This window comes from Lysinibacillus sp. LK3 (genome assembly GCF_001043675.1).
GTDB lineage: Bacteria > Bacillota > Bacilli > Bacillales_A > Planococcaceae > Lysinibacillus > Lysinibacillus capsici.
This window is the reverse complement of record NZ_LDUJ01000022.1, coordinates 82,720-104,957: the sequence shown is the minus strand read 5'-3', so window position 1 is coordinate 104,957 and position 22,238 is coordinate 82,720. Positions and strand designations below refer to the sequence as shown.

The window sequence follows — 22,238 nt, the reverse complement described above, 5'->3', positions numbered from 1 at the left end:
AGTGATGATATGATTCAATTTAAATGCCTTCCCCTGCATCATAGATAGACTGCTCTTCTTCACGCATCGTACGCATCAGACTAATGACCCCTAGCGTCCCAACAATAATGCTGCCATTTAAAATAATGGCATAAAGGTCTTTTTCTAAAAATAACTGCACTAAAAAATAAGAAATGACTAATGAAAAGATGGGTGATACAACCCAAATACGTATAATTTTTTTCACAATATGCTTATGGAAGATTTGTTTTCCGTTTTTCGCCATCCCCATCCCAATGATGGATGAAGAAGTGACTTGTGTTAAAGGTACTGGAAGCCCAAAAATTGAGCTTACGCCAACAAGCAGTGCACCTGTACTTGAAATAAGAATGCCCTCTGCCTTTTGAAAGCGCACTATTTTTTTACCGTTTGTTTCAAGCACTCGTTTACCAAGTAGCAGAGCACCTATTGCGACAAATGCACCGCCAAGCACAATGCCCGTTGTCACATCCATCATTCCTGCTCCCACCAACGGCCCAACTGCATTGGCAACATTATTCATCCCCGCTGAAAATGCTTCGAAAAATCCTGCTAAAACGAGAAGAACAGTTAAAATTGGCCGATCTTTCAGCAACCCTGTGTTTTGTAACTTATATAATAACTTTCCACATACAAGAGCAATGACAAAGGCAACAAGCGGTACAATCACCCAAAATGATATAATGACAAGCAGCGAATTGACGAATAGTACTTTATAGGCAATTCCTACACCCACGACAGCACCCACTGTTACTTCACTTGTTGATAAGGGAATGCCTAAAAGATTGGCGAAAAATAACGAGCTTGTCGCAGAAATCAAGATAATGATGACAACCTTTACCGTAATATATTCCTGGGGCATAATGCCTGAGCTTATCGTTTTGACTACCTCTCCTCCGCCTAATACAGCTCCACTGTAGACGCCTATCGCGCATAAAAGCAATGCTTGCCACGCTTTTTTGATGGCACCTGCCCCATAAGCAACACCCATTGAGGCTGCTGCACCGCTTGCTCCTATGTTCATCGCAAAAAATAAACTAATAGCTATTGCAAAATATTCAAGCATGGCAGAACTCCTTTATTCATGTAACCCGCACTCGGTTTTACTAGAACCTTGCCATCTACCTGAACGTAAATCCTCCATTGTAAATGCTGGTTTCGTACAATGCTCACAGCCGATGCTTGGATAGCCTTGATCGTGTAACGGATTATATGGCAAACTGTGCTTCGAAACATAACGCCAGACATCCTTCCAAGTCCAATGAATCAATGGACAAACTTTAATCGATTTAAATTTATCGTCACGATTTAAAAAGTTTGTTTGTTGACGTGTTGGTGATTGCTCACGACGTAAACCTGATATCCAAGCCTTTTTACCTGATAAGGCTTCGTGTAAAGGTTTTATCTTACGAATATCACAGCACTTATTTGGGTTGGTTTTCCATAGTTCGTCACCATGTTGTGTAGCTTGTTGCTCAAGTGTAAGGGTTGGCTTTTTCATGACAATGTTGAGTTGTGGATATTTTTCTTTGACTTTATGAATGGTTTCATATGTTTCTTTAAAGTGTACATCTGTATCTAAAAATACAATCGTAGCGTTAGGCTTTACCTTTGAAATGAGATCAATTAAGACAATGCCCTCAATACCAAAGCTACATGCATAGACGATTTCATCTCCATATTCTTGATAGCTCCACTGTAAAACCTCTAGTGCAGCCTTATACATATCATCAACCTGAAAATCAATGATCGGTTCTTGCCAATTTTCGTAAGTTAACATCGAATCCCCCTCATAGCAAAAAAGGCGTTCTAACAAAAGACATAGGAAAAACAGGTCTTTGTTAAAACGCCTCTAGTTTGACTAGCCAGCTCTATATTTAATGATTGTTCACTAGTAGTTGTTACCTCGTACTACAATCATTCTTCTTATTACCAAATATATACTAAAGTACACCAAGCAGTCAACTAGGTTTTTTAAATATCTTTTCCATACACCCATTTTTTTTGCTCTTTGCTGCATATGATGAGTGGTATCTAAGGACACTTTTATTAATTTTCAAAATAAATAATCTTTTTTATAATTCCTTGTTGACTAATAGGAAATATATGTTTAATGTATTACTAAAGCTTTGACCTAAAAAAACGCTGATCAGAGGATCTGAAGGCCATCTACCCAATGTTGTCATGTCATTGTGGGTGATGGCTTTTTGCATTCTTAAGACAGAAAAGGGGCGGATTAACTATGAAAAAAAAGAGCTATGTTCTACAATCCTTGGCATTATTAACTATTCTAACGCTTAGTTTAACTGGCTGTGGAAGTGCTAACTCAGATGAAAAAACAAGCGGTCAGGAAGACAAGAAGTCTGTAGAGCTACTAAATGTTTCCTATGATCCAACACGGGAGCTTTACGATGAGTTTAACAAATATTTTACAAAAAAATGGAAGGATGATACTGGCCAAGACGTCACAATCAATCAATCACATGGTGGATCTGGCAAACAGGGGCGTGCAGTTATTGATGGTCTTGAAGCCGACGTTGTGACACTCGCACTCGCTTACGATATTGATGAAATTGCTCAAACTCGTGAGCTGCTGAATAAAGATTGGCAAACCGAATTTGATCTTAATTCGACTCCCTATACATCTACAATTGTTTTTTTAGTTCGCAAGGGCAATCCCAAAAACATACAAGATTGGGGTGATTTGATTCAAGATGATGTATCTGTCATAACGCCTAATCCCAAAACATCTGGAGGTGCACGGTGGAACTACTTAGCTGCTTGGGCTTATGCCGGAAAGTTATATAACAATGATGAGACAAAAATAAAAGAATTTATGAAATCACTTTACAGCAATGTAGAAGTACTTGATTCTGGCGCTCGTGGAGCTACAACAACATTCGTAGAACGTAAAATTGGAGATGTCTTAATTGCGTGGGAAAATGAAGCATACCTCTCTCTCAATGAATTAGGTAAGGATGAATTTGAAATCATCACGCCTTCTTTAAGTATTTTAGCAGAGCCACCAGTTGCAGTTGTAGACAAAATCGTAGATAAAAAAGGGACACGTGAAGTCGCTGAAGCTTACTTACAGCATTTATATAGTGATACAGGGCAAGAAATTGCAGCGAAAAATTATTATCGACCACGTAGTGAAACGATTCTAGCAAAGTATAAAGATCAATTCCCTCAGCTTGAACTTGTTTCCATCGATGATTTTGGTGGTTGGTCACAAGCACAAGCAACCCATTTTAAAGATGGTGGTACCTTTGATGAAATATACGTACCACAATAAGGAGCGTTTTGATGAGCAGTTTAATCATTCCTAAAAAATCGCGTCGAATTATTCCAGGCTTTCATTTATCTCTTGGTTATACAATGCTTTACGTAAGTTTACTAGTGTTACTACCACTTTCCATGATTTTCATTCATACCATGTCCTTAAGCTGGTCAGCATTTATAGATATCATTACAGATCCCCGTGCTGTTGCTTCCTACAAAGTGAGCTTCAGCACTGCACTGATTGCAGGCTTACTAAATGTTTTTTTCGGTACGACTATTGCATGGGTTCTCGTTCGCTATCAATTTCCCTTTAAACGAATCATTGATGGGCTTGTAGACTTACCTTTTGCATTGCCTACTGCTGTCGCTGGAATTGCTTTAACATCTCTTTATGCGCCAAATGGTTGGATTGGTCAATTTTTTGATTTTAAAATTGCCTTTACACCTCTTGGCATCATTATTGCTTTAACCTTTATCGGGCTACCCTTTGTTGTACGAACGGTCCAGCCCGTTTTACAAAATATCAGTGCTGAGGTGGAGGAAGCTTCGGCAAGCCTTGGAGCCAATCGTTTACAAACCTTCCGTAAAGTCATCTTACCAGAGCTAGTACCAGCAATTTTAACTGGCTTTTCCTTGGCCTTTGCGCGCGCTTTAGGTGAATATGGCTCGGTTGTTTTTATTGCAGGAAATATGCCGATGAAAACGGAAATTACGCCGTTAATTATTATGACAAAGCTTGAGCAATATGATTATGCGGGGGCAACTGCCATAGCTGTTGTCATGCTTGTGACATCCTTTATTTTGTTGTTCACCATTAACTTGATACAATGGCTAGCCAATCGTCGGTTTGTACATTAGGAGGTACTATATGGAACAATCAACTTTTATTCAGCAGGCTAGTACAGGAAAAAGGAAAGCAGCTACACAGACTGCTGCCTTACAGGAGCCTCGTATTATTCGCTATACGTTAATATTTATTGCCTTAGCTTTTTTAGCTTTCTTTATCGTACTACCTTTAGTATCTATTTTTATTACAGCCTTTCAAAAAGGATCCGATGTTTACTTTGCTGCGATTACACATCCAGATGCATTAGCTGCTATTAAGCTTACATTAATCGTCGTAGCCATTACTGTACCCCTCAATGCGATCTTTGGCGTAATGGCTGCCTGGGCACTTACAAAGTTTAATTTTAAGGGGAAAAATCTATTGCTTACTATGGTAGATTTACCTTTTGCAGTTTCACCTGTTATCGCAGGTTTAGTGTTTATTTTATTGTTTGGCTCACAGGGACTATTTGGTGAATGGTTGTTTGCACATGATATTAAAATTGTTTTTGCACTACCTGGCATTGTCCTTGCCACAATTTTCGTCACATTGCCCTTTGTTGCACGTGAATTAATACCGCTGATGCAAACCCAAGGTATATCTGAGGAAGAAGCGTCCATTTCATTGGGGGCAAGTGGCTTTAAAACCTTTTGGTATGTCACTTTACCCAATATTAAATGGGGACTATTCTATGGTTTGATTTTATGTAATGCACGAGCCATCGGAGAATTCGGGGCTGTGTCTGTGGTATCTGGTCATATCCGTGGCATGACAAATACGATGCCCCTTCATATTGAAATTCTCTATAATGAATATCAATTTGCAGCAGCCTTTGCAGTTGCTTCCTTAATGAGCGTAATGGCCATCTTTACATTAATTGTGAAAGACATTATTGCTTGGAAATCAAAATCTAGTTAAAAGGAGATGGTCTCAATGAGTATACAAATTCAAAACGTATCCAAAAAATATGGGTCCTTTCAGGCACTAGAGGATATATCTGTTCATATTCAGTCTGGGGAGCTAGTAGCTCTGCTTGGCCCTTCTGGATCAGGAAAAACCTCATTATTACGTGTGATTGCTGGGCTTGAAACAACGGATGTTGGCAACATTTTATTTGATGGTCAATCCATCACAGATCGTCATCCAAAGGAACGCAATGTGGGCTTTGTCTTTCAACATTATGCGCTTTTTCGCCATATGACGGTCTTTGACAATGTAGCTTATGGCCTGAAGGTACGTCCTCGAAAAAGCAGACCTTCAAAACAACAAATCAAAGATAAAGTGATGGAATTATTGCAACTTGTGAAGCTTGAAAATTTCTCAGATCGCTATCCAACACAGCTCTCAGGTGGGCAACGACAACGTGTCGCACTGGCAAGAGCGCTTGCTGTAGAGCCAAAGGTACTGTTACTAGATGAACCATTTGGAGCTCTCGATGCAAAAGTACGCAAGGAGTTACGTCGCTGGCTTCGAAAGTTACATGATGAATTTCATATTACAAGTATTTTTGTGACACATGACCAAGAGGAAGCTCTCGATGTTGCAGATCGCATTGTGGTCATGAATAATGGCAAAATCGAGCAAATTGGTAGTCCAGATGAGGTCTATACAAATCCCAAAAGTCCATTTGTCTATGACTTCTTGGGCAATGTTAATCTATTTAAAGGTCGCTTACATAATGGTAAGCTCATGCAGGGTGAAGTTGCACTTGATGTACCTGAGGCCCTAACACATTCAGAGGACAATGCGATAGGCTATGTACGTCCACATGATATTCAGATTGAGAAAACAAGTATTTCAGGTACAGTTCCTGTTAAAATCAGCCACATTCATTTGCTGGGACCTATCGTTCAAATTGAACTACGCCGTGAGGATCTTGATGAATTTTTAGAAGCGGAGTTATCAAAAGAACAATTTCATCTTCTTCAACTGAAGGTGGGCGATCAGGTATTTGTAAAGCCGAAACAATTAAAGGTATTTATTCCTGAAGATTATTCTATATAAAAAACCATGTAGCAAATTTTTCTTTGCTACATGGTTTTTATTTTTAATGAAATTCTCTTCCATCATAGACAGCTGTGACATACCCAGCACGAATGACAAAGTCTCCAAAATGTTCGCCCTCTAAACGTTCCTTTGAAAAATGCAGAAGAATTGGTCGTAGCTCTGCTAAAATTTCCTCCTCACCAATATTTTCACGATAGATTTTATTTAAGCGATTGCCTGTAAAACTTGCACCAAGGTACATATTGTATTTACCTGGCCCTTTGCCAATAAAGCCGATTTCACCCATTGCTGCACGTGAACAGCCATTTGGACAACCAGACATGCGAATAACAATTTCTGTTTCATTTAAGCCAGCCTCATCAATAATGGCATCAATTTTTGTTATAAGAGAAGGTAAATAGCGTTCTGCTTCTGCCATGGCTAAGCCACATGTCGGTAATGAGACACAGGCAATGGAATTGCGGCGTAAGGCAGAATAATGCGCACCGTCTGTTAGCTTGTATTGTTCAATAAGCGTATTTATTTGTTTCTTTTTCTGGGGTGTTACATTGCTAATCATTAGGTTTTGGTTCGGTGTTAAACGAAAATCACCCGTGTGCACCTTAGCTATTTCACGTAAGCCAGTTAACAACTGATAATTCTCAAAGTCTTTTATACGGCCATTTTGAATAAATAACGTATAATGCCAATGACCATCTGCACCTTTAATCCAGCCAAATTCATCACCTGTACGCTCAAAAGTATAAGGACGAGCCTGCTGAATTTCCCAGCCTAGACGACGCGTTAATTCTTCTTGGAACCATTCAAGTCCTCTCGCATCAATCGTGTATTTAAATCGTGCATTTTTACGGACAGAGCGATTCCCATAATCACGCTGTATCGTTATTATTTTTTCTGCTGTTTCTAGTAATTTATCTGGCGTTATAAAGCCAATTTCACGAGCAAGCTGTGGATAGGTTTCATGATCACCATGTGTCATGCCCATGCCTCCACCAACCGCTACGTTAAAACCAACAAGCTGATTGTCTTCAACGATGGCAATCAGTCCGATATCTTGTGAAAAAACATCTACATCATTACTTGGTGGAATCGCAATACCAATTTTAAATTTACGCGGCAAATATTGAGCTCCATAAATCGGTTCAATTTCTACATCCTGACTATCTACTACCTTTTCTCCATCTAACCATAATTCATGATAAGCACGTGTTCTCGGCAGTAAATGCTCACTTAGTTTTGCAGACCAATTATAAACCTCTTCATGTAATGCAGACTGGTTTGGATTGACATTACACATTACATTACGGTTCACATCTCCACATGCAGCAAGAGAATCCAATAACACCTCATTGATTTCCTGCATATATTTTTTAACATTCCATTTTAAAATGCCATGTACTTGAAATGCTTGGCGTGTTGTTAATTTTAAAGAGCCATTGCCATACTTTCTAGCCATTTCATCCATCACAAGCCATTGCGCTGGGGTAGCTGCTCCACCTGGTGTTCGTACACGTACCATAAATTGATAGGCCGGTTCCAGCTTTTGTTTCTGACGTTCATTCCGAAGATCTCGATCGTCCTGTAAGTAACTGCCATGAAATTTCATAAGGCGATTATCGTCCTCTGGGATACCAGAGCTTAATGGATTATTCATGGTACGTTCGAGTGTTCCACGTAGGTAATTACTTTCGGTTTTAATACGCTCTACATCACTTGGTTTCCCGGGCTGTGGAGGTAACACTATTTTTTCAGTCATTCTTTATCGCTCCTTTAATCCATTACACCTCAGCGTATTGGGCATACCTGAGGGTTTACTTGCTAACAAAGAGATCAACTCATTAATAAGGGAAGGTTTTCGAGAAATTTGTGTTGAACTCCATTAATAAACGTCACGTTGGTAGCGTTTTTGCTGTTTTAATTCATTCACATAGGCTTTTGCTTCCTCTGGTGTTTTCTGTCCTTGCTGCTCAATAATTTGATGAATGGTTGCATCCACATCAGATGCCATTGATTTTTCGTCACCACATACATAAATGACAGCCCCCTGCTCCAGCCACTCATAAAAACTTGCGGCATTTTCTTGCAATTTATGTTGAACATAGATTTTTTGGTCTGTATCACGTGAAAAGGCTACATGCATGTGACTTAATGTGCCAGCAGCTAGCCAACGTTGCCAATCCGTTTGATAGAGGAAATCCGTAACAAAATGCTGATCACCAAAGATGAGCCATGCTTTCCCCTCAATCCCTAACTCTTCTCGCTCCTCTAGAAAAGCTCGATATGGTGCAACACCTGTGCCTGCACCAATCATAATAATTGGCGTTTCATTATTCTCTGGCAATCTGAAATTCGTATTTTTATGAACATAGATTGGTAATGTATCACCTATTTGTATTCGTTCTGCCACACTTCCAGAGCAAACACCAAGGCGTTGTCTACCTGCTGTTTCATAGCTTACCTTGCCAATCGTTAAATGAACCTCTTCGCTATTGGCCTTTTGGCTACTAGCAATAGAATAAAGTCGAGCCGGAATTTTACGCAGTAACTCTACAAATTGCTGTGCACTCCAAGTAAATGGTGTAAATTTCTCTACTAGGTCGAGCAAGTCTCTTCCTTTTGCATAGTCCTTCCAGGCTTTTGATTCTTCAAATAGCTTAGAAAATTCTTTATGCTCTGTATAAGCAGCAATTTTTTCGAGTAACGGTTTAGATAACACCGTAATTTCTAATTTTTTCTGTAGTGCTTCTTTTATTGTTATTGTTTCATCAAAAACAGTCACTTCTGTCTCCGAATCAAATTGAAGTGCTGTCAGCAATGCATTGACTAATTGTTCATCATTCTCTGGCAGAATGCCAATGCTATCGCCAGGTTCAAAATGAAAATTAGCTCCCTCAATCGATAATTCAAGATGACGCGTCTCTTTATTGGAGCCACGACCATTTAGATTTATATTTTCAAGTACTTCAGCGTAAAATGGATTTTTTCTTGAATATGTAGATTCTTCAAGTACTTGCGCCCCTTCGGTGTGTGCTGAAGTAGACGTTGCTGAAGTTGTATGCTGAAGAAATTCCTGTTGAACCGCGGAGAACCACTGTGCAGCTGCGTCATCATAATCTACATCGCAATCTATACGAGGAACAATTCTTGTTGCACCTAATTGCGCAAATCGCTCATCGAAGTCCTTACCTGTCTTACAAAAAAATTCATAGGAGCTATCCCCTAAAGCAAGAACCGAATATTGTAGGTGTTCTAATTTAGGCGCCCGCTTGCTATGCAAAAATTCATAGAATTGTATCGCTTGATCTGGTGGATCTCCCTCTCCATGTGTACTCACAATAAGTAATAGATTGGTGATCTTTTTTAAATTACTAGCTTTAAATTTCCCTAATGATGAGACAGTTACATCCACCTGCTGCTCTTTTAAAGCTGCTGCATACTTTTCAGCTAATCCTTGACTATTGCCTGTTTGGGAACCATATAAAATTGTTATTGTTTTGGTAATCGGCTGGGCTGCTGGTGGTGCCTGTTCAACAATTGCTTCAAGAGTTGCTTGGGGAGCACTTAGGTAACCGTTTAGCCAAAATTTTTGTTCAATTGTTAATTTAGGGAGAAGCTCGTTTAATAACTTCACCTGCTCTTCATTAAATGGACTGTTTATTACTTGTAATTTCAATCTTTGCCACCTCACGAATCATCTTCATTTCATATTTTTTAATTTATCGAAGCCTTATTTTTTCCTTTTTCTCAATCTGAACCACATAGGAATTTTGAACAATCAATGTAATTGATCCGTGGTTCACAGTATTTAACATTTGGCGGACATTATCTAATGCTAGATTTACATTTTCAGTTCTTTTATCTACCATTACGAAACACCTTCCTCTTTAAAATGTAGTAATTCATCAATACGTTCCACTAATACTTTTTTCACATTGTCGTCATAGCCTAAGCTTTCACATAACATAATGTTTTGACTGTCAAAGCCTTGTAATCGCTTGGCAATACTTTGTCTTAAAATGCCTGTAAATAATAAATAAGGGACAATAAAAATTTGCTGTTGCTTCCCTTTAACTTGCAGTAACCAGTCTTCAAAGGTTGGTCCCATTCCGTATAAGAAGCATGTATCAACGGCTTTATAGTGATATTTAGTACGTAGCCTTTTGGCAATTTTGGCTAAATCCCTCTTGACGGCTGGATCACTACTCCCACGTCCTATGAGTAAAACACTTGCATTGCTGTTAGGTTGCTGTTTTTCTATTATCCTAGCTTGTAATGTGTCAATTAATCGTTCATGAATGCCAAGAGGCTCACCATATGTAAACTTTACATATGGGTATAGTTTTTGAGCTTTTGCCATTTCTTTCGGAATATCATGCTTTGCGTGTTGAGCAGCTAGTAGGAGAATAGGCATTACGGCAATCGCTGTTGCCCCTTTCCGAATACAGCTAGCAATGCCTTCTGCAATGGTTGGTGTTGCCAGCTCTAGAAAGCATATTTCCTGAATAGGTACTGTCACTTCTTGTTGTACGCCTTGAAGAAAGTTTACGGCCTGCTCTACACCTTCCTTGACACGACTGCCATGTGCAATATATAAAATAGCCTGCATAATCCCACAACCTTATCCCGTTATTTGGATTGGCTGTGCGGGGTTTTGCTCAAACCAATGAATGGTTTCTCTTAAGGTCACAACCTTCCCTACTAATATGATGCTAGGGTTATGAATATTTTCTGTACGCACAATTTCCTCAATTGTAGCTAAAGTCCCCGTAACAGTTCTTTGCTTGGTAGAAACTGTTCCCCAGTGAATAACAGCCACAGGCGTTTTTTCATCACGGCCATATTTGAGTAATTGTTGACGGATATACGGAAGATTACCAACACCCATATAAATGGCAATCGTATCAATTCCTTTTGCAAGACTTTCCCAACGGATAGCATCTTCTTTTCCATCCTGCATATGCCCAGTAACCATAGCAAAACTTGAACCTAAGTTACGATGTGTGACAGGAATACCTGCATATGCTGGAGCTGCTATACCTGACGTAATACCAGGCACAATTTCAAAGGGAATTTGATGCTTCGCTAACACATCTGCCTCCTCTGCCCCTCTACCAAAAACAAATGGGTCTCCTCCTTTTAATCTTGTGACAACATATCCTTCTTGGGCATAATCAACAAGCGTTTGGTTGATTTGCTCCTGAATCATGGCATGTTGCTGAGGCAATTTCCCGCAAAAGATTAATTTAGCGTCTTTCTTGGCATAGGCTAATAGCTCTTTATTAATGAGTCTGTCATATAAAATGACATCTGCACATTCAATGCAACGTAATCCTTTAATCGTAAGGAGGTCAACATCTCCAGGACCTGCACCAACAATATAAACTTTCCCCATTTCATCTCACTCCTTCTGTCAATTACGCCTCGTTGTCATGGCATTTCAGATTGATTAAACTTACTAATAAGGGTCCTCGATTTTCTAAACCTGACACTTTGCTTTCGGTACAAAAACCTTTACTAAATTAAGATAAAGAAAAAAGGCTAATATTATCCTTAGACACAAAAATGCCTATGAATAATAAAAGCCTCTAGTTTGCTAGTCAGCCACATATTTAATTCTTAGTAATATAATAAGAATAATAAATAATTTAGTATATTCTGTCAACACTAAATTTGATACTTCGTTAGGCACAATAAAAACCAGTTGTCGATATCAAGATCGACAACTGGCTGATCTAATTATGTGCTTACCATGGTCTACGATATCGCGGACCTGGTCGAAAATATGGACCTGGTGGATATGGTCGATAGTTTGGATAATATGGATTGTAAGGATATTGATTAAATTGAGAGCCAAGGAAACTGCCTAAAAAACCACCAAAAAACGGTGCGCCAAATGGCCAAATAAAGCCTCCAAATCCTCCGCCTGGATAACCTCCGAAATTGCGCATATGCTACCTCCCCTTTTTACTCTATCGTATGAAGGAAGATACATCTATCATATGTAGAATGCCTATTCTATCGGGATTAGTGCATAAATCACAAAAAATCAGCGAGAATAAACTCCCGCTGATTGACATGCTTTATTATTTTTCTTCCCCTAAACGTTGGACAAAATTCGCGAGTGTACGGACCATAACACCAGTACCACCCTTTGGTCCTAAATCATGTACAGCTACTGCATCAGATGTGCCTGCTATATCCAGGTGAATCCATGGTGTATCACCAACAAATTCGCCCACAAAACCGCCGCCGAAAATCATATGACCATCACGACCAGGTGAATTATTTAAATCAGCTACATCTGATTTTCGAATTCGTTTTTTATCATTTTCTGTTAAAGGCATACGCCAAACAAATTCGTCGGTCTCTTTTGCAGCTTCCATAAATGCTTCAAAAAATGCATCATCATTTGCAAGAGCACCTGTTTTATCCATACCTAGTGCAGTAATAACGCCTCCAGTTAAAGTAGCAACATCAATCAGTGATGTAGCCCCTTGCTGTTTAGCATATGTAGTTGCATCTGCCAGAACTAAACGCCCTTCAGCATCCGTATTTAATACTTCTACCGTTTTTCCGCTGTACGTCGTAATCACATCATCTGGTTTAAACGCTGTATCAGACACCATATTATCTGTAGAACCGATAACGGCTACAACATTTTTATTTGGACGTAATTCACCGATAATTTTCATCGCACCAAGTACAGCAGCGGCACCGCCCATATCACCTTTCATACCAACCATAGAGTCCTTTGGTTTTAAAGAATAGCCGCCTGTATCATACGTTACACCCTTACCAACAAGGCCAATTGGATCTTCAAAATCTTCAGTCGCTTTATATTTTAAGGTAATTAATCGTGGTTCTTCATAAGAGCCTTGGTTAACACATAATATACCACCCATACCTAGTTCCTCTAATTGTGCTTTATCTAATATCTCTACTTCAAAATCGTATTCCACAGCAAGAGATTGTGCATAGTTAGCTAAATCCGTAGCTGTTAGTAGGTTTGGAGGTAAATTAATTAAGCTACGAGCTTCATTGACAGCATCTGCATAAATCACACCTACCTCAAAGCTTGCTACCACTTCATCTAAATCCTCTGCTGTAGTCACAAGGTGAACAGCATCAATACGTTTATCTACTTCGTTTGAAGTTGTTTTATAATGTGGGACAGCATAATAGCCAAGGCCAATTCCTTCACCGGCTAAAAATGCTACATCTGCTGTTGAAATTGACTCTGTTGTAAATGATTCAAGCCAGATGGAATACTCTTTTACTTTTAAAGATCTTAATTCTTTTCCCACTAAACCAAATGCTGTGCGAATATCACCTTCCGTGAGGTTTTTACGCTCATCTAAACCTACAAATACAATGCGTTTCAGGTTGGCATGGTCTTTCACAAATGGTAATTTCGTTAGTTTCTTTAATTCAGTTGAGACGTCTCCTGCACTAATCCATGTATCAAGGGCTTCACCGTAAAAAGATGAAAAGCTTGCCCAGTCCTGCATTTGTTCACGATGTTTTGTGACTCCTACCACTAATAGTTCAGTAGAAATCGTTTCAAATGTTTTTGCTTCTTTTACAATATGCATGTAAATTCCTCCATTCCATATACTATTATAACGAAGTTTCTGAAAAGCGCGTAATATTTGCCTATATCTTCTTTTAGAAAATAATGAATGTTATAATAAAAGCAATTATTTGCGAAGGTTGTGATGAAATTGAGTTTACTCCACAATACCCCATTACTAATTGCCCTCTTTGCGGTTCTCTTTGCACAGTTTGTTAAAATCCCCATTCATTTTTTAATGACCAGACAAGTAAAATGGGGACTTTTTACCTCAACAGGTGGAATGCCTAGTTCTCACTCTGCTTCTGTCACTGGATTGGCAACCTCAATTGCCTATGAGACGGGTTTGGAATCCCCCATTTTTGCGGTAGCCGCAATGTTTTCCATTATCGTGATGTATGATGCTAGTGGTGTTCGTTACCAAGCAGGTCAGCATGCAGCCATTTTAAATCAACTGCGTAAGGATTTCCAAACATTGCTTCATGATTTAAAAAAATGGCCACAGATGGACGGACAAGAAAAAATGGAGGAATTAAAAACATTATTAGGCCATAAACGAAGTGAAGTATTTTTTGGGGCTCTAACGGGTATTTTTATCGCCATCATAGCCTACGAGTTTTTCATCTAACAGACATCAACACATCCTCTAGAGGAGGCTGTGTTTTTTTGTATAAAAAAAGTATTCTTTCTTCAATTGAAGAAAGAATACTAAGCACGTTAGAACATTCGATAGCCACTTTTACGTAAATAAATCATCACGATACCAGCCACAATAGAACCCGCAAAGCCACCTGATAAAATAGCAATATCCACAAACTGAAGTGCCTGTAATTTATCAATTAATGCTGGGAATGCAGAGCCTGGCTTAAAAATATAATCTAAGAAGCTTACTTCATCTACAATAAAGATGACAACAATTGGATACACAATTGCCATTAACCATGTCATCCGTAACAGCATATTTAACAAGAATCCGATACCAAAGAACATGACGAAAAATAACAAAATAGAAATGATTAACTGCACTAATGAAACTGGACCATCCATGTATGTATAACCTCCGTTTTCCTCTCATTAGTTTACATGATTACGACACCGCTTTCAATGAACATATCCTTGTTTTCGCTTGTTCGTCATATTTAGGAAAATCATCAATCGATCATCTATGGTTGATCTTTGAATTTAGGGGTATATGCTTCTTCCGCGGGTATTTGCTTCTCCTTCGTCGTAGATGCTTTTTTCACCAAAAAACTATTGAAGACAAATGCTTATCTTCAATAGTTTCTATGATTTTATGAAGTTGATTGAGCTACTAAAAACTTTGGTGATTTCCAAAGCTGTGCCCATTTTTTAAATGCTGTCAGCACAATTAAGAAGCCAAGCATTAGCATGATAACAGATAAAATCCCATTTAACATATTAAAGCCTGCAGCGGCTGGATTCCAGTATACATTTTTAATCATCCAATAGCCTGCAACGTTGACCGTAATGTATAAATAAGCCAATGGGATAAAGCATGTCAATGCATAGATGCGTTTATCTGCGACCTTCAATACCATCGTCACGCCACATACTAGACCAATGGCTGCCATTAGCTGATTGGATACACCAAATAATACCCAGATTGAGCTTATATCCCCTGAATACAATAAATAGCCCCACATAAAGCAGGCAAGTGCACTAGCAAAAATTGTACCTGGTACCCAATTGGTACGCTTCAGTGGTTTATAAACATTGCCACCAAAATCTTGTATTAAATAACGAGCTACCCTTGTTCCAGCATCAATGGCTGTAAGAATGAAAACCGCTTCAAACATAATGACAAATTGATAGAAGTACGAAGATAACTCTGCGAACCAAGGAATACCTGTAAAGATATCTGTCATACCAACTGCTAGCGTTACAGCACCTCCTGTTCGTCCTTCCAAGTCCATGCCGATACTTTGAGACAATGCTTGTAGATGAACGGGCTCCATTCCTAATGTAGCAAATACAGCTGGTGCTGAGTTAATCGCAAAATAGTCGGCTGGATGAAGAGCAGTAGCTGCGATTAAAGCCATCACACCTACTAGTGACTCTACTAACATAGCACCAAAGCCTACAATACGGATGTCCTCCCAACGATCAATCATCTTAGGTGTTGTTCCTGAGCCTACAAAAGCATGGAAGCCAGAAATGGCACCACAGGCAATTGTAATAGAAACAAACGGCCACACAGGACCGGCAATTACTGGTCCACCACCATGAATAAACTCTGTCAATGGTGGGAATTGAATAGCAGGATTAACAAAGAAAACGCCAATAATTAGTGCAATAAATACCCCAATCTTCATGAAACTACTTAAATAATCACGAGGTGCTAATAAAAGCCACACAGGTAATGCAGCGGCAAAAAAGGCATAGATTGGTAAGATGATAGCTAATGTATCCCGATTAAATGTTAAAAAATCACCGAATGCTGTGCCTTGAATAAGCGGTCCGATAAATACCCCAATCATTAATAAAATAAAGCCTATAGTAGATGTAACAATTAAATTGCCTGTTTTACGATAGGCAATACCCACAAGCATGGCGATTGGTATCGTAATACCTACAGCAAATGTTCCCCATGGATTGCGCTCTAAAGCACCTAACACCACCATCGAGAGACCTGCCATTGTAATCGTAATAATGAATAGCATCGCAAGGCCTGTACAGAAACCTGCGATAGGGCCTAGCTCCTCCTTCATCACTTCCGATAGGGATTTACCACCATGACGCATGGAAGCAAATAAAACAACAGCATCATGAACTGCCCCACCAATTACTGCTCCGATTAATAGCCATAGAAGTCCAGGCAAATACCCAAATTGTGCAGCTAGGATTGGTCCAACTAAAGGTCCTGCTGCTGCAATCGCTGCAAAATGATGCCCAAAGGTTACCCACTTATTCGTCGGAACATAGTCTTTACCATCTTCCAAAGCGTGGGCTGGGGTGGGCGTATCATCTTTTATTTTAAGTACCTTCTTTGTAAAGAAAATGCCATACAAACGATAGCTGATCATCAAAATACAAATAGACCCTATCACTATTGTAATCGCATTCATGCAAACACCCCTTTTACTTTTTCCACATCATAGCAAAGGAATGTCCATATTATTCGTAAAATAACTGAAATGTCAGAAATTAAAGTTGAAAGGTAGTAGTTGTCCGTTGAAATGCAACTACTTCGATAGGTCAAAAATTTTCCGTACATCCTTCATATATAGCCTACTTACTGGAATGGAATGTCTGTTATGCACAATTAAATTAAATTTAGAACTACTCCAAGGCTCTAATTCCACAATATGCTCTAAATTGACAATATACGCGCGATGGACACGTACAAAGCCTTTTAAGGTAAGTCTTTTTTCTAACGCGGCCAATGATTCAGAAGCAAAAAAACGCCCCTGCTCTGTCACAACAACCGTTTTACTATCCTCAGAGGTACAATACAAAATATCCTGTATTTTCAATAATAAAATTCGATCGTTTGCATAAACTGTTAACTTATCGAGCTTGTCCAACTGAGATGCCTTTAACTCCTCCATTGTTTTTGCTTGCGCAGCTCTTTTTTTAGCTAACAGTTTTTCCACAGCTGTTTGTACCCTTTCTGCCTCAAAGGGTTTCAATATATAATCAAATGCATTGACTTCAAATGCCTGCAAAGCATAGTCATCGTAGGCTGTAGCAAAAATAATTTCAGGTCTCTGTGCATTCAGTAATAATTGTTTAGCTAAGTCAAGTCCATTGTTCATGCCTAATTCAATATCTAGAAATATACAATCGACTTCTTCAAGCTGTGACGCTTTGCACAACTCCTCAAGATTTTCAGATTCACCACAAACATTCACTAATGCTGTTTGCTCTAATAAATATCGCAGTTCCGCGCGTGCTAAGGGTTCATCATCCACAATATATACATTCAAATTTTTCTACTCCCATCTAGTCGCCTTTAACGGCAGTTGAATCATAATTTTTGTGCCCACACCTAACGTACTTGTTATATGAAAATCCGCTTCAGAACCATAAATTTCATGGATCCTCTGATAAATATTCCAAAGAGCGGTTCCTGTCCCCTGTTCGGATTGCATTATACGCTTGCCAAGTTGTTTTACCTGCTCCTTCCTCATACCACAGCCGTTATCTTCCGTTAACAGGACCAGCTTATCATTCACACGTTGTACTTTGACATAGATTTTGCCTTCATTACGATTTTTAAAGGCATGATAAATAGCATTCTCGACAAGAGGCTGTAAGGTAAATGGAGGAATTTGCACATCAAAGAGTGTTTCATCCATGATAAATTCAACTTCGTAACGATTTGGAAACCGTGTTTGCTCAATAGATAAATAAGCTTCAACATGATCTATTTCATTTTTCAATGGAATGAGCATTTGCCGTGCGCCCTGCAAATTGCTTCTAAAAAATGTACTAAGCTTGATTAATAATGCTCTTGCCTCATCTGCATCTGTCCGAATCAAGCTTGAAATAGTATTCAGACTATTAAAGAAGAAATGTGGATGAACTTGTGCTTGTAATGCCTTGATTTCAGCATCCTTTAATAATTTTCGCTGTTGCTCAATTTCAGCATATTCAAGCTGAGAGGAAAATAGTCTACTCAAACCCTCTGCTAGCTCCTTCTTCACCCCTGTCAAAGAATCCGCTTTAGTGAAATAAAGCTTTAAGCTTCCCACTGTTCGATGCTGTACCTTCAAGGGCAAGACAATGGCAGCACTTAATGGGCAGCTAGCGTGTGGACATTGAATTTCCTTTTGAGATGTAGCCATTAAAATTTTGCCTTCCTCTAATACTCGTTTTGTCAAAGCTGTCATGATTTCTCGATGAATTAAATGATGATCCTCACCAACGCCAACATGTGCTAACACCCCATTTTTATCGGTAATAGCGACCGCATCTACTTTTATTTCTCTTTTAATAATTTCTGCAACCGTTTGGCATGATTCTTCATTCAAGCCCTTACGAAAATGCTCAATTGTTTGTTGGGCAATTGAAAAAGCTTGATGGGTTTGTAATGCCTTTGTTCGCTCCTCTTCATCAATAAACGTTTTAATAATCATGAAAAATAAAAATATCCCAAAGGCATTCATTAAAATCATCGGCATTGCAATTAATGAAACTAACTGCAAGGCCTGCTCAAATGGCTTGGCGACTACTAAAATCACCAGCATTTGAATCGTTTCTGCACAGATGCCGATAATGACTGCTTTCTTATAGGAAAAAGTTTGACGTATTTTAAAGCGTTTACTTAAACCACCTGTAATAAAGCCAGCTAGAATTGTTGAAACACCGCAGGCTATTGCTGTAAAACCACCAAGTGTAATTCGGTGAATACCTGCAATAATTCCTACACATACACCAACAAGTGGTCCACCAAAAATTCCTGCAATGGCGACACCAATTAATCTCGTATTAGCAATGGCCTCCTCCGCATTGATCGTACTATGTATCATCTGATTTAAAGGATGGATTGTCCCACTTTCAATTTTAATCCCTGTATAACTGCTGATAATACATAGGCTACTAAAGATAATAATGAGCCATATTTTCTCTTTCGTTCCTTGCTCCTGAAACAGCTTTTCTCGAAAGAGTCGCCATCTTGACATTAAAAAGGCAAACACAATGATCAGCCCAACTCGCTCTAACATAAATAAAAACAGCTCCATCAAAGGTCACCTCCTAAAAGTCATATTATTTTTTAAAGAATAAACGATAAGAGGTATAACCAAAAATATCCCCTGGATTAATCCCTTCTATCGTCTCTAATTGATGTCTTTCAAATTGATTGGAAGCCATTTCCTTTAACATCACAGAGGTTGTTTCATCTTGTGCTAGTTCCTGTGGATACAACCATTTAGCTTCTAAAATTTCTTTTTCTTGAATGGAAACCTGCTGCTGCTCATCTAGCATTCGACAATAAAAAATGGCCATATTATCACTGATGTCATCACGGATGACACCTGTTCTAAATCCAATTAAGCCTGAGACTCTACAATCGATGCCTGTTTCTTCTTTGATTTCACGAATGACCGCCTCATCTACCGTTTCTCCTGCATTAACAAAACCTGCTGGCAATGACCAACGTCCTTTCAATCCGCTATAAGCCTTTTTCACAACTAACCATTGTCCAAGCTCATTCACCGTAACTCCTGATACACCCAACCATATTTTCCCTCGATCTTTTCTCATAACCTTCACCTCTATCTACCTATTATACCTGCTCACTTTCTATGGAATGAAGCATTTATTCTGAATTTTACAGTTAATCCACAGTGAAAATGCTTCTTTCATTCAACCTCAATGAAAGAAGCTATTATACATTGCCTTGAATTTCACTAAATAAGGTCATAAAAATTTGTTGGAAGTGTCAGATGATTTTTAACATAGTTACTTACAAACGGGAAAATAAAAAGAAAGAAAAAAGCTCCTTTCATTCATCATGTTTTGCAACATCATCAATCAAAGAAGCCTATTATTGTTAGCCCATTATTCGAATGGATTTATTTACTTTTACTCACAAACCTCAGGTGTACCTTCACGCTTTGCTGTTCTGAAAGACGTACCGCAGCCACATGATGCAATGGCATTTGGATTATCGATTGTGAAGCCACCGCCCATTAGCGATTGTTTATAGTCAATTTTTGTTCCCATCAAAATCGGCGCATCTTCACGGGAAACAAGAATTGTTAAACCATGCTGAACATCTTCAAAATCATCATCTTTTTTCTCTTTATCAAAATGCATGCCATAGGATAGCCCGCTACAGCCGCCACCATTCACCACTACACGTAAAAAAGAACCTTGTTCTTCATTATGCTCCATCATTTCATTAATATGAAAGCCAGCAGCCTGTGTCACTTCTATAATTTGCTTTGTACTTGTCATCCCAATCACCTTCCTTCTTACGTATTATCATAACAATTTTGACCATTGTATGACAAACATTCAGCTTCAAGTCGATTATAAGTTATAATTCTCATATTTTTCACATTAATAGTATTTTTTATTCATGTTAATAAAAACATCATTGGTATAATAGTTACAATGAATTCTTGGCAGGGGGTAATATATATGGAGATTTCACCATATTATGAGAAAAAAATTCAATGTTTAAATTGCAAAAAAGAATTTCCAACATTAAAAGTGCGTTCAAAATTTATTAAAGTAGATCATACGGAAACAGATTTTCAACCTATTTATGCAGATGAAGTGAATGCTCTCTATTATAATGTTTTTGTATGTGAACATTGTGGCTTTTCCTTTACAGAAGACTTTACAAAATATTTTGCACCGGGTATCCAAGATGATATACGTACACAAATTACAGAAAAATGGGTGCATCATGATTTCAAGGGTGAACGTACCGTATTTCAAGCGATTCAAGCCTATAAGTTAGCGTTTCTTTGTGGCACGATTAAAAAAGAAAAAAATGTAGCGATTGCTGGACTAACTCTACGTCTTGCATGGCTTTATCGTTCCTTAAACAATAGTGGACAAGAAGAGCGCTTTATGAAATTAGCACGTGATTATTATATGGAATCTTATTCTACCGAGGACTACAGCTCTACACAAATGTCAGCTGTCCGAATTATGTATATGATTGCTGAATTATCTAGACGTATTGGAGATATTGAAAATGCGACACGCTTCTTTTCTAGAGTCATTGAAAAACAAAGTGTCGGTGGTGAGGCAAAAATTATAGATATGGCGAAAGAACAGTGGGCCATTATTCGTGAAGAAAAAGAACATGCGCGTCATAAATAGGTAAATAAAAAAGTTCTAGCTTGCAAACAGCTAGAACTTTTTAAAAAGGCTTAGAATACTTGCTCTACTTCGACGATACCTGGTACTTCTTCTAATAATGCTCGTTCAATACCAGCTTTTAATGTAATCGTAGAACTTGGGCAACTGCCACAAGCACCTAATAAACGTAATTTCACAACGCCATCCTCAACATCTACTAATTCACAGTCTCCACCGTCACGTAGTAAGAATGGACGTAATTTATCTAATACCTCTTGAACTTGGTCGTTAATTGTTGCTTCTGCCATTTATCTCGACTCCTTTCCTTATAATGATTATAATGTTAGCAACAGAAAAAATCCAATATTGAATCACAAGGAGAGAAAATACTATGCCATCAACAAAACCTATGATTGAAATTTATGGAACAGCTGTCATCTGTGCTAGTTGTGTCAATGCCCCATCTTCCAAGGATACATATGAGTGGCTACAAGCAGCCATCAATCGCAAATATCCAGATCAAGCATATGATATTCGCTATATCGATATTGAAGGTCCAATTGAGAATGAACGCGACCAAGAGTATGCGTCACGTATTCAAGACGATGAATTTTTCTACCCCCTTGTCCTCATTAACAATGAGGTAGTTGGAGAGGGCTATGTCCAACTAAAGCCTGTATTTACGGCCCTTGAAAATTTAGGGTTTGTCCCAGACGAAATGGTTTAATAAAAATAAAGGGATTATTTCAAAAT

Annotated in this window: 23 protein-coding genes; 7 read left to right on the top strand and 16 right to left on the bottom strand. The window is 38.6% G+C overall.

What is annotated here, in order from left to right:
• Window positions 1-19: 19 nt before the first annotated feature.
• Together VK91_RS16875 and VK91_RS16870 are read right to left on the bottom strand one after the other, a co-directional pair.
• A complete protein-coding gene (locus VK91_RS16875; RefSeq protein ID WP_048394449.1) occupies window positions 20-1,084 on the bottom strand; it encodes an inorganic phosphate transporter in 1,065 nt (354 codons plus the stop codon).
• A 12-nt stretch (window positions 1,085-1,096) separates the two neighbouring features.
• Window positions 1,097-1,798 (bottom strand): phosphoadenylyl-sulfate reductase, encoded by a 702-nt coding sequence (locus VK91_RS16870; protein WP_048394447.1) that lies wholly within the window; start codon window positions 1,796-1,798, stop codon window positions 1,097-1,099.
• Window positions 1,799-2,260: 462 nt separating this feature from the next.
• Between VK91_RS16870 and VK91_RS16865 the strand changes: the two genes are divergently transcribed.
• Genes VK91_RS16865 through VK91_RS16850 form a run of 4 tightly spaced genes read left to right on the top strand, consistent with a single transcriptional unit; the run spans window position 2,261 to window position 6,130 of the window.
• The gene (locus VK91_RS16865) at window positions 2,261-3,313 is read left to right on the top strand and encodes a sulfate ABC transporter substrate-binding protein (protein WP_048394446.1); all 1,053 of its coding nucleotides are present in this window, start codon (window positions 2,261-2,263) and stop codon (window positions 3,311-3,313) included.
• Between the two features lie 11 nt (window positions 3,314-3,324).
• Window positions 3,325-4,158, top strand: coding sequence for a sulfate ABC transporter permease subunit CysT (gene cysT / locus VK91_RS16860; protein ID WP_048394444.1), 834 nt, complete (start codon window positions 3,325-3,327; stop codon window positions 4,156-4,158).
• Between the two features lie 10 nt (window positions 4,159-4,168).
• On the top strand, window positions 4,169-5,044 hold the full coding sequence (gene cysW / locus VK91_RS16855) for a sulfate ABC transporter permease subunit CysW (RefSeq protein ID WP_048394442.1): 876 nt from the start codon (window positions 4,169-4,171) through the stop codon (window positions 5,042-5,044).
• 15 nt (window positions 5,045-5,059) lie between these two features.
• Window positions 5,060-6,130 (top strand): sulfate/molybdate ABC transporter ATP-binding protein, encoded by a 1,071-nt coding sequence (locus VK91_RS16850; protein ID WP_048394440.1) that lies wholly within the window; start codon window positions 5,060-5,062, stop codon window positions 6,128-6,130.
• 43 nt (window positions 6,131-6,173) lie between these two features.
• On the opposite strand, the gene cysI is transcribed toward VK91_RS16850, so the two are convergent.
• The 7 genes from cysI to VK91_RS16820 all read right to left on the bottom strand — a co-directional run bounded on the left by cysI (window position 6,174) and on the right by VK91_RS16820 (window position 13,725).
• Entirely contained in the window at window positions 6,174-7,889 is a 1,716-nt protein-coding gene (gene cysI / locus VK91_RS16845) for an assimilatory sulfite reductase (NADPH) hemoprotein subunit (protein WP_048394438.1), read from the bottom strand.
• A gap of 123 nt (window positions 7,890-8,012) precedes the next feature.
• Complete coding sequence (locus VK91_RS16840) at window positions 8,013-9,806, bottom strand: assimilatory sulfite reductase (NADPH) flavoprotein subunit (RefSeq protein ID WP_048394436.1); 1,794 nt, start codon at window positions 9,804-9,806, stop codon at window positions 8,013-8,015.
• A gap of 43 nt (window positions 9,807-9,849) precedes the next feature.
• The gene (locus VK91_RS22570; RefSeq protein WP_004228347.1) at window positions 9,850-9,999 is read right to left on the bottom strand and encodes a YezD family protein; all 150 of its coding nucleotides are present in this window, start codon (window positions 9,997-9,999) and stop codon (window positions 9,850-9,852) included.
• Window positions 9,999-10,739, bottom strand: coding sequence for a sirohydrochlorin chelatase (locus VK91_RS16835; RefSeq protein WP_048394434.1), 741 nt, complete (start codon window positions 10,737-10,739; stop codon window positions 9,999-10,001). Before VK91_RS16835 ends, VK91_RS22570 begins: the two co-directional genes overlap by 1 nt.
• A gap of 12 nt (window positions 10,740-10,751) precedes the next feature.
• Complete coding sequence (gene cobA, locus VK91_RS16830; RefSeq protein ID WP_048394432.1) at window positions 10,752-11,525, bottom strand: uroporphyrinogen-III C-methyltransferase; 774 nt, start codon at window positions 11,523-11,525, stop codon at window positions 10,752-10,754.
• A 352-nt stretch (window positions 11,526-11,877) separates the two neighbouring features.
• Window positions 11,878-12,081: a hypothetical protein gene (locus VK91_RS16825; protein WP_016991509.1), complete on the bottom strand. Its 204-nt coding sequence runs from the start codon at window positions 12,079-12,081 to the stop codon at window positions 11,878-11,880.
• A 135-nt stretch (window positions 12,082-12,216) separates the two neighbouring features.
• A complete protein-coding gene (locus VK91_RS16820; protein ID WP_048394430.1) occupies window positions 12,217-13,725 on the bottom strand; it encodes a leucyl aminopeptidase in 1,509 nt (502 codons plus the stop codon).
• A gap of 123 nt (window positions 13,726-13,848) precedes the next feature.
• On the opposite strand from VK91_RS16820, the gene VK91_RS16815 reads away from it, so the two are divergent.
• On the top strand, window positions 13,849-14,331 hold the full coding sequence (locus VK91_RS16815; protein WP_048394429.1) for a divergent PAP2 family protein: 483 nt from the start codon (window positions 13,849-13,851) through the stop codon (window positions 14,329-14,331).
• An 89-nt stretch (window positions 14,332-14,420) separates the two neighbouring features.
• Here VK91_RS16815 and VK91_RS16810 read toward each other — a convergent pair whose 3' ends face one another.
• The 6 genes from VK91_RS16810 to VK91_RS16785 form a co-directional block, all read right to left on the bottom strand.
• Complete coding sequence (locus VK91_RS16810) at window positions 14,421-14,750, bottom strand: YuiB family protein (RefSeq protein ID WP_004228336.1); 330 nt, start codon at window positions 14,748-14,750, stop codon at window positions 14,421-14,423.
• A 245-nt stretch (window positions 14,751-14,995) separates the two neighbouring features.
• Window positions 14,996-16,789, bottom strand: coding sequence for a carbon starvation protein A (locus tag VK91_RS16805; RefSeq protein WP_048394427.1), 1,794 nt, complete (start codon window positions 16,787-16,789; stop codon window positions 14,996-14,998).
• 117 nt (window positions 16,790-16,906) lie between these two features.
• Complete coding sequence (locus tag VK91_RS16800; protein ID WP_048394425.1) at window positions 16,907-17,650, bottom strand: LytTR family DNA-binding domain-containing protein; 744 nt, start codon at window positions 17,648-17,650, stop codon at window positions 16,907-16,909.
• 6 nt (window positions 17,651-17,656) lie between these two features.
• Window positions 17,657-19,408: a sensor histidine kinase gene (locus tag VK91_RS16795; RefSeq protein ID WP_048394424.1), complete on the bottom strand. Its 1,752-nt coding sequence runs from the start codon at window positions 19,406-19,408 to the stop codon at window positions 17,657-17,659.
• A 25-nt stretch (window positions 19,409-19,433) separates the two neighbouring features.
• Window positions 19,434-19,931, bottom strand: a complete 498-nt coding sequence (locus tag VK91_RS16790) for an NUDIX domain-containing protein (RefSeq protein ID WP_048394423.1) — start codon at window positions 19,929-19,931, stop codon at window positions 19,434-19,436.
• Window positions 19,932-20,252: 321 nt separating this feature from the next.
• The gene (locus VK91_RS16785) at window positions 20,253-20,627 is read right to left on the bottom strand and encodes an iron-sulfur cluster assembly accessory protein (RefSeq protein WP_048394421.1); all 375 of its coding nucleotides are present in this window, start codon (window positions 20,625-20,627) and stop codon (window positions 20,253-20,255) included.
• Window positions 20,628-20,813: 186 nt separating this feature from the next.
• On the opposite strand from VK91_RS16785, the gene VK91_RS16780 reads away from it, so the two are divergent.
• On the top strand, window positions 20,814-21,506 hold the full coding sequence (locus VK91_RS16780; RefSeq protein WP_048394419.1) for a DUF2225 domain-containing protein: 693 nt from the start codon (window positions 20,814-20,816) through the stop codon (window positions 21,504-21,506).
• A gap of 50 nt (window positions 21,507-21,556) precedes the next feature.
• Here VK91_RS16780 and VK91_RS16775 read toward each other — a convergent pair whose 3' ends face one another.
• Window positions 21,557-21,793 carry a NifU family protein gene (locus VK91_RS16775; RefSeq protein WP_004228295.1) on the bottom strand — a complete coding sequence of 79 codons (237 nt, stop codon included), beginning with the start codon at window positions 21,791-21,793 and terminating at the stop codon, window positions 21,557-21,559.
• Between the two features lie 83 nt (window positions 21,794-21,876).
• Here VK91_RS16775 and VK91_RS16770 point away from each other — a divergent pair, with 83 nt between their 5' ends.
• Entirely contained in the window at window positions 21,877-22,212 is a 336-nt protein-coding gene (locus VK91_RS16770) for a YuzD family protein (protein ID WP_048394418.1), read from the top strand.
• Window positions 22,213-22,238: the final 26 nt, after the last annotated feature.

Coding starts and splice junctions, on each gene's coding strand:
- VK91_RS16875 (WP_048394449.1), bottom strand. CDS start 1,084: ATGCTTGAATATTTTGCAATAGCTATTAGTTTATTTTTTGCGATGAAC.
- VK91_RS16870 (WP_048394447.1), bottom strand. CDS start 1,798: ATGTTAACTTACGAAAATTGGCAAGAACCGATCATTGATTTTCAGGTT.
- VK91_RS16865 (WP_048394446.1), top strand. CDS start 2,261: ATGAAAAAAAAGAGCTATGTTCTACAATCCTTGGCATTATTAACTATT.
- cysT (WP_048394444.1), top strand. CDS start 3,325: ATGAGCAGTTTAATCATTCCTAAAAAATCGCGTCGAATTATTCCAGGC.
- cysW (WP_048394442.1), top strand. CDS start 4,169: ATGGAACAATCAACTTTTATTCAGCAGGCTAGTACAGGAAAAAGGAAA.
- VK91_RS16850 (WP_048394440.1), top strand. CDS start 5,060: ATGAGTATACAAATTCAAAACGTATCCAAAAAATATGGGTCCTTTCAG.
- cysI (WP_048394438.1), bottom strand. CDS start 7,889: ATGACTGAAAAAATAGTGTTACCTCCACAGCCCGGGAAACCAAGTGAT.
- VK91_RS22570 (WP_004228347.1), bottom strand. CDS start 9,999: ATGGTAGATAAAAGAACTGAAAATGTAAATCTAGCATTAGATAATGTC.
- VK91_RS16835 (WP_048394434.1), bottom strand. CDS start 10,739: ATGCAGGCTATTTTATATATTGCACATGGCAGTCGTGTCAAGGAAGGT.
- cobA (WP_048394432.1), bottom strand. CDS start 11,525: ATGGGGAAAGTTTATATTGTTGGTGCAGGTCCTGGAGATGTTGACCTC.
- VK91_RS16825 (WP_016991509.1), bottom strand. CDS start 12,081: ATGCGCAATTTCGGAGGTTATCCAGGCGGAGGATTTGGAGGCTTTATT.
- VK91_RS16820 (WP_048394430.1), bottom strand. CDS start 13,725: ATGCATATTGTAAAAGAAGCAAAAACATTTGAAACGATTTCTACTGAA.
- VK91_RS16815 (WP_048394429.1), top strand. CDS start 13,849: ATGAAATTGAGTTTACTCCACAATACCCCATTACTAATTGCCCTCTTT.
- VK91_RS16810 (WP_004228336.1), bottom strand. CDS start 14,750: ATGGATGGTCCAGTTTCATTAGTGCAGTTAATCATTTCTATTTTGTTA.
- VK91_RS16805 (WP_048394427.1), bottom strand. CDS start 16,789: ATGAATGCGATTACAATAGTGATAGGGTCTATTTGTATTTTGATGATC.
- VK91_RS16795 (WP_048394424.1), bottom strand. CDS start 19,408: ATGGAGCTGTTTTTATTTATGTTAGAGCGAGTTGGGCTGATCATTGTG.
- VK91_RS16790 (WP_048394423.1), bottom strand. CDS start 19,931: ATGAGAAAAGATCGAGGGAAAATATGGTTGGGTGTATCAGGAGTTACG.
- VK91_RS16785 (WP_048394421.1), bottom strand. CDS start 20,627: ATGACAAGTACAAAGCAAATTATAGAAGTGACACAGGCTGCTGGCTTT.
- VK91_RS16780 (WP_048394419.1), top strand. CDS start 20,814: ATGGAGATTTCACCATATTATGAGAAAAAAATTCAATGTTTAAATTGC.
- VK91_RS16775 (WP_004228295.1), bottom strand. CDS start 21,793: ATGGCAGAAGCAACAATTAACGACCAAGTTCAAGAGGTATTAGATAAA.
- VK91_RS16770 (WP_048394418.1), top strand. CDS start 21,877: ATGCCATCAACAAAACCTATGATTGAAATTTATGGAACAGCTGTCATC.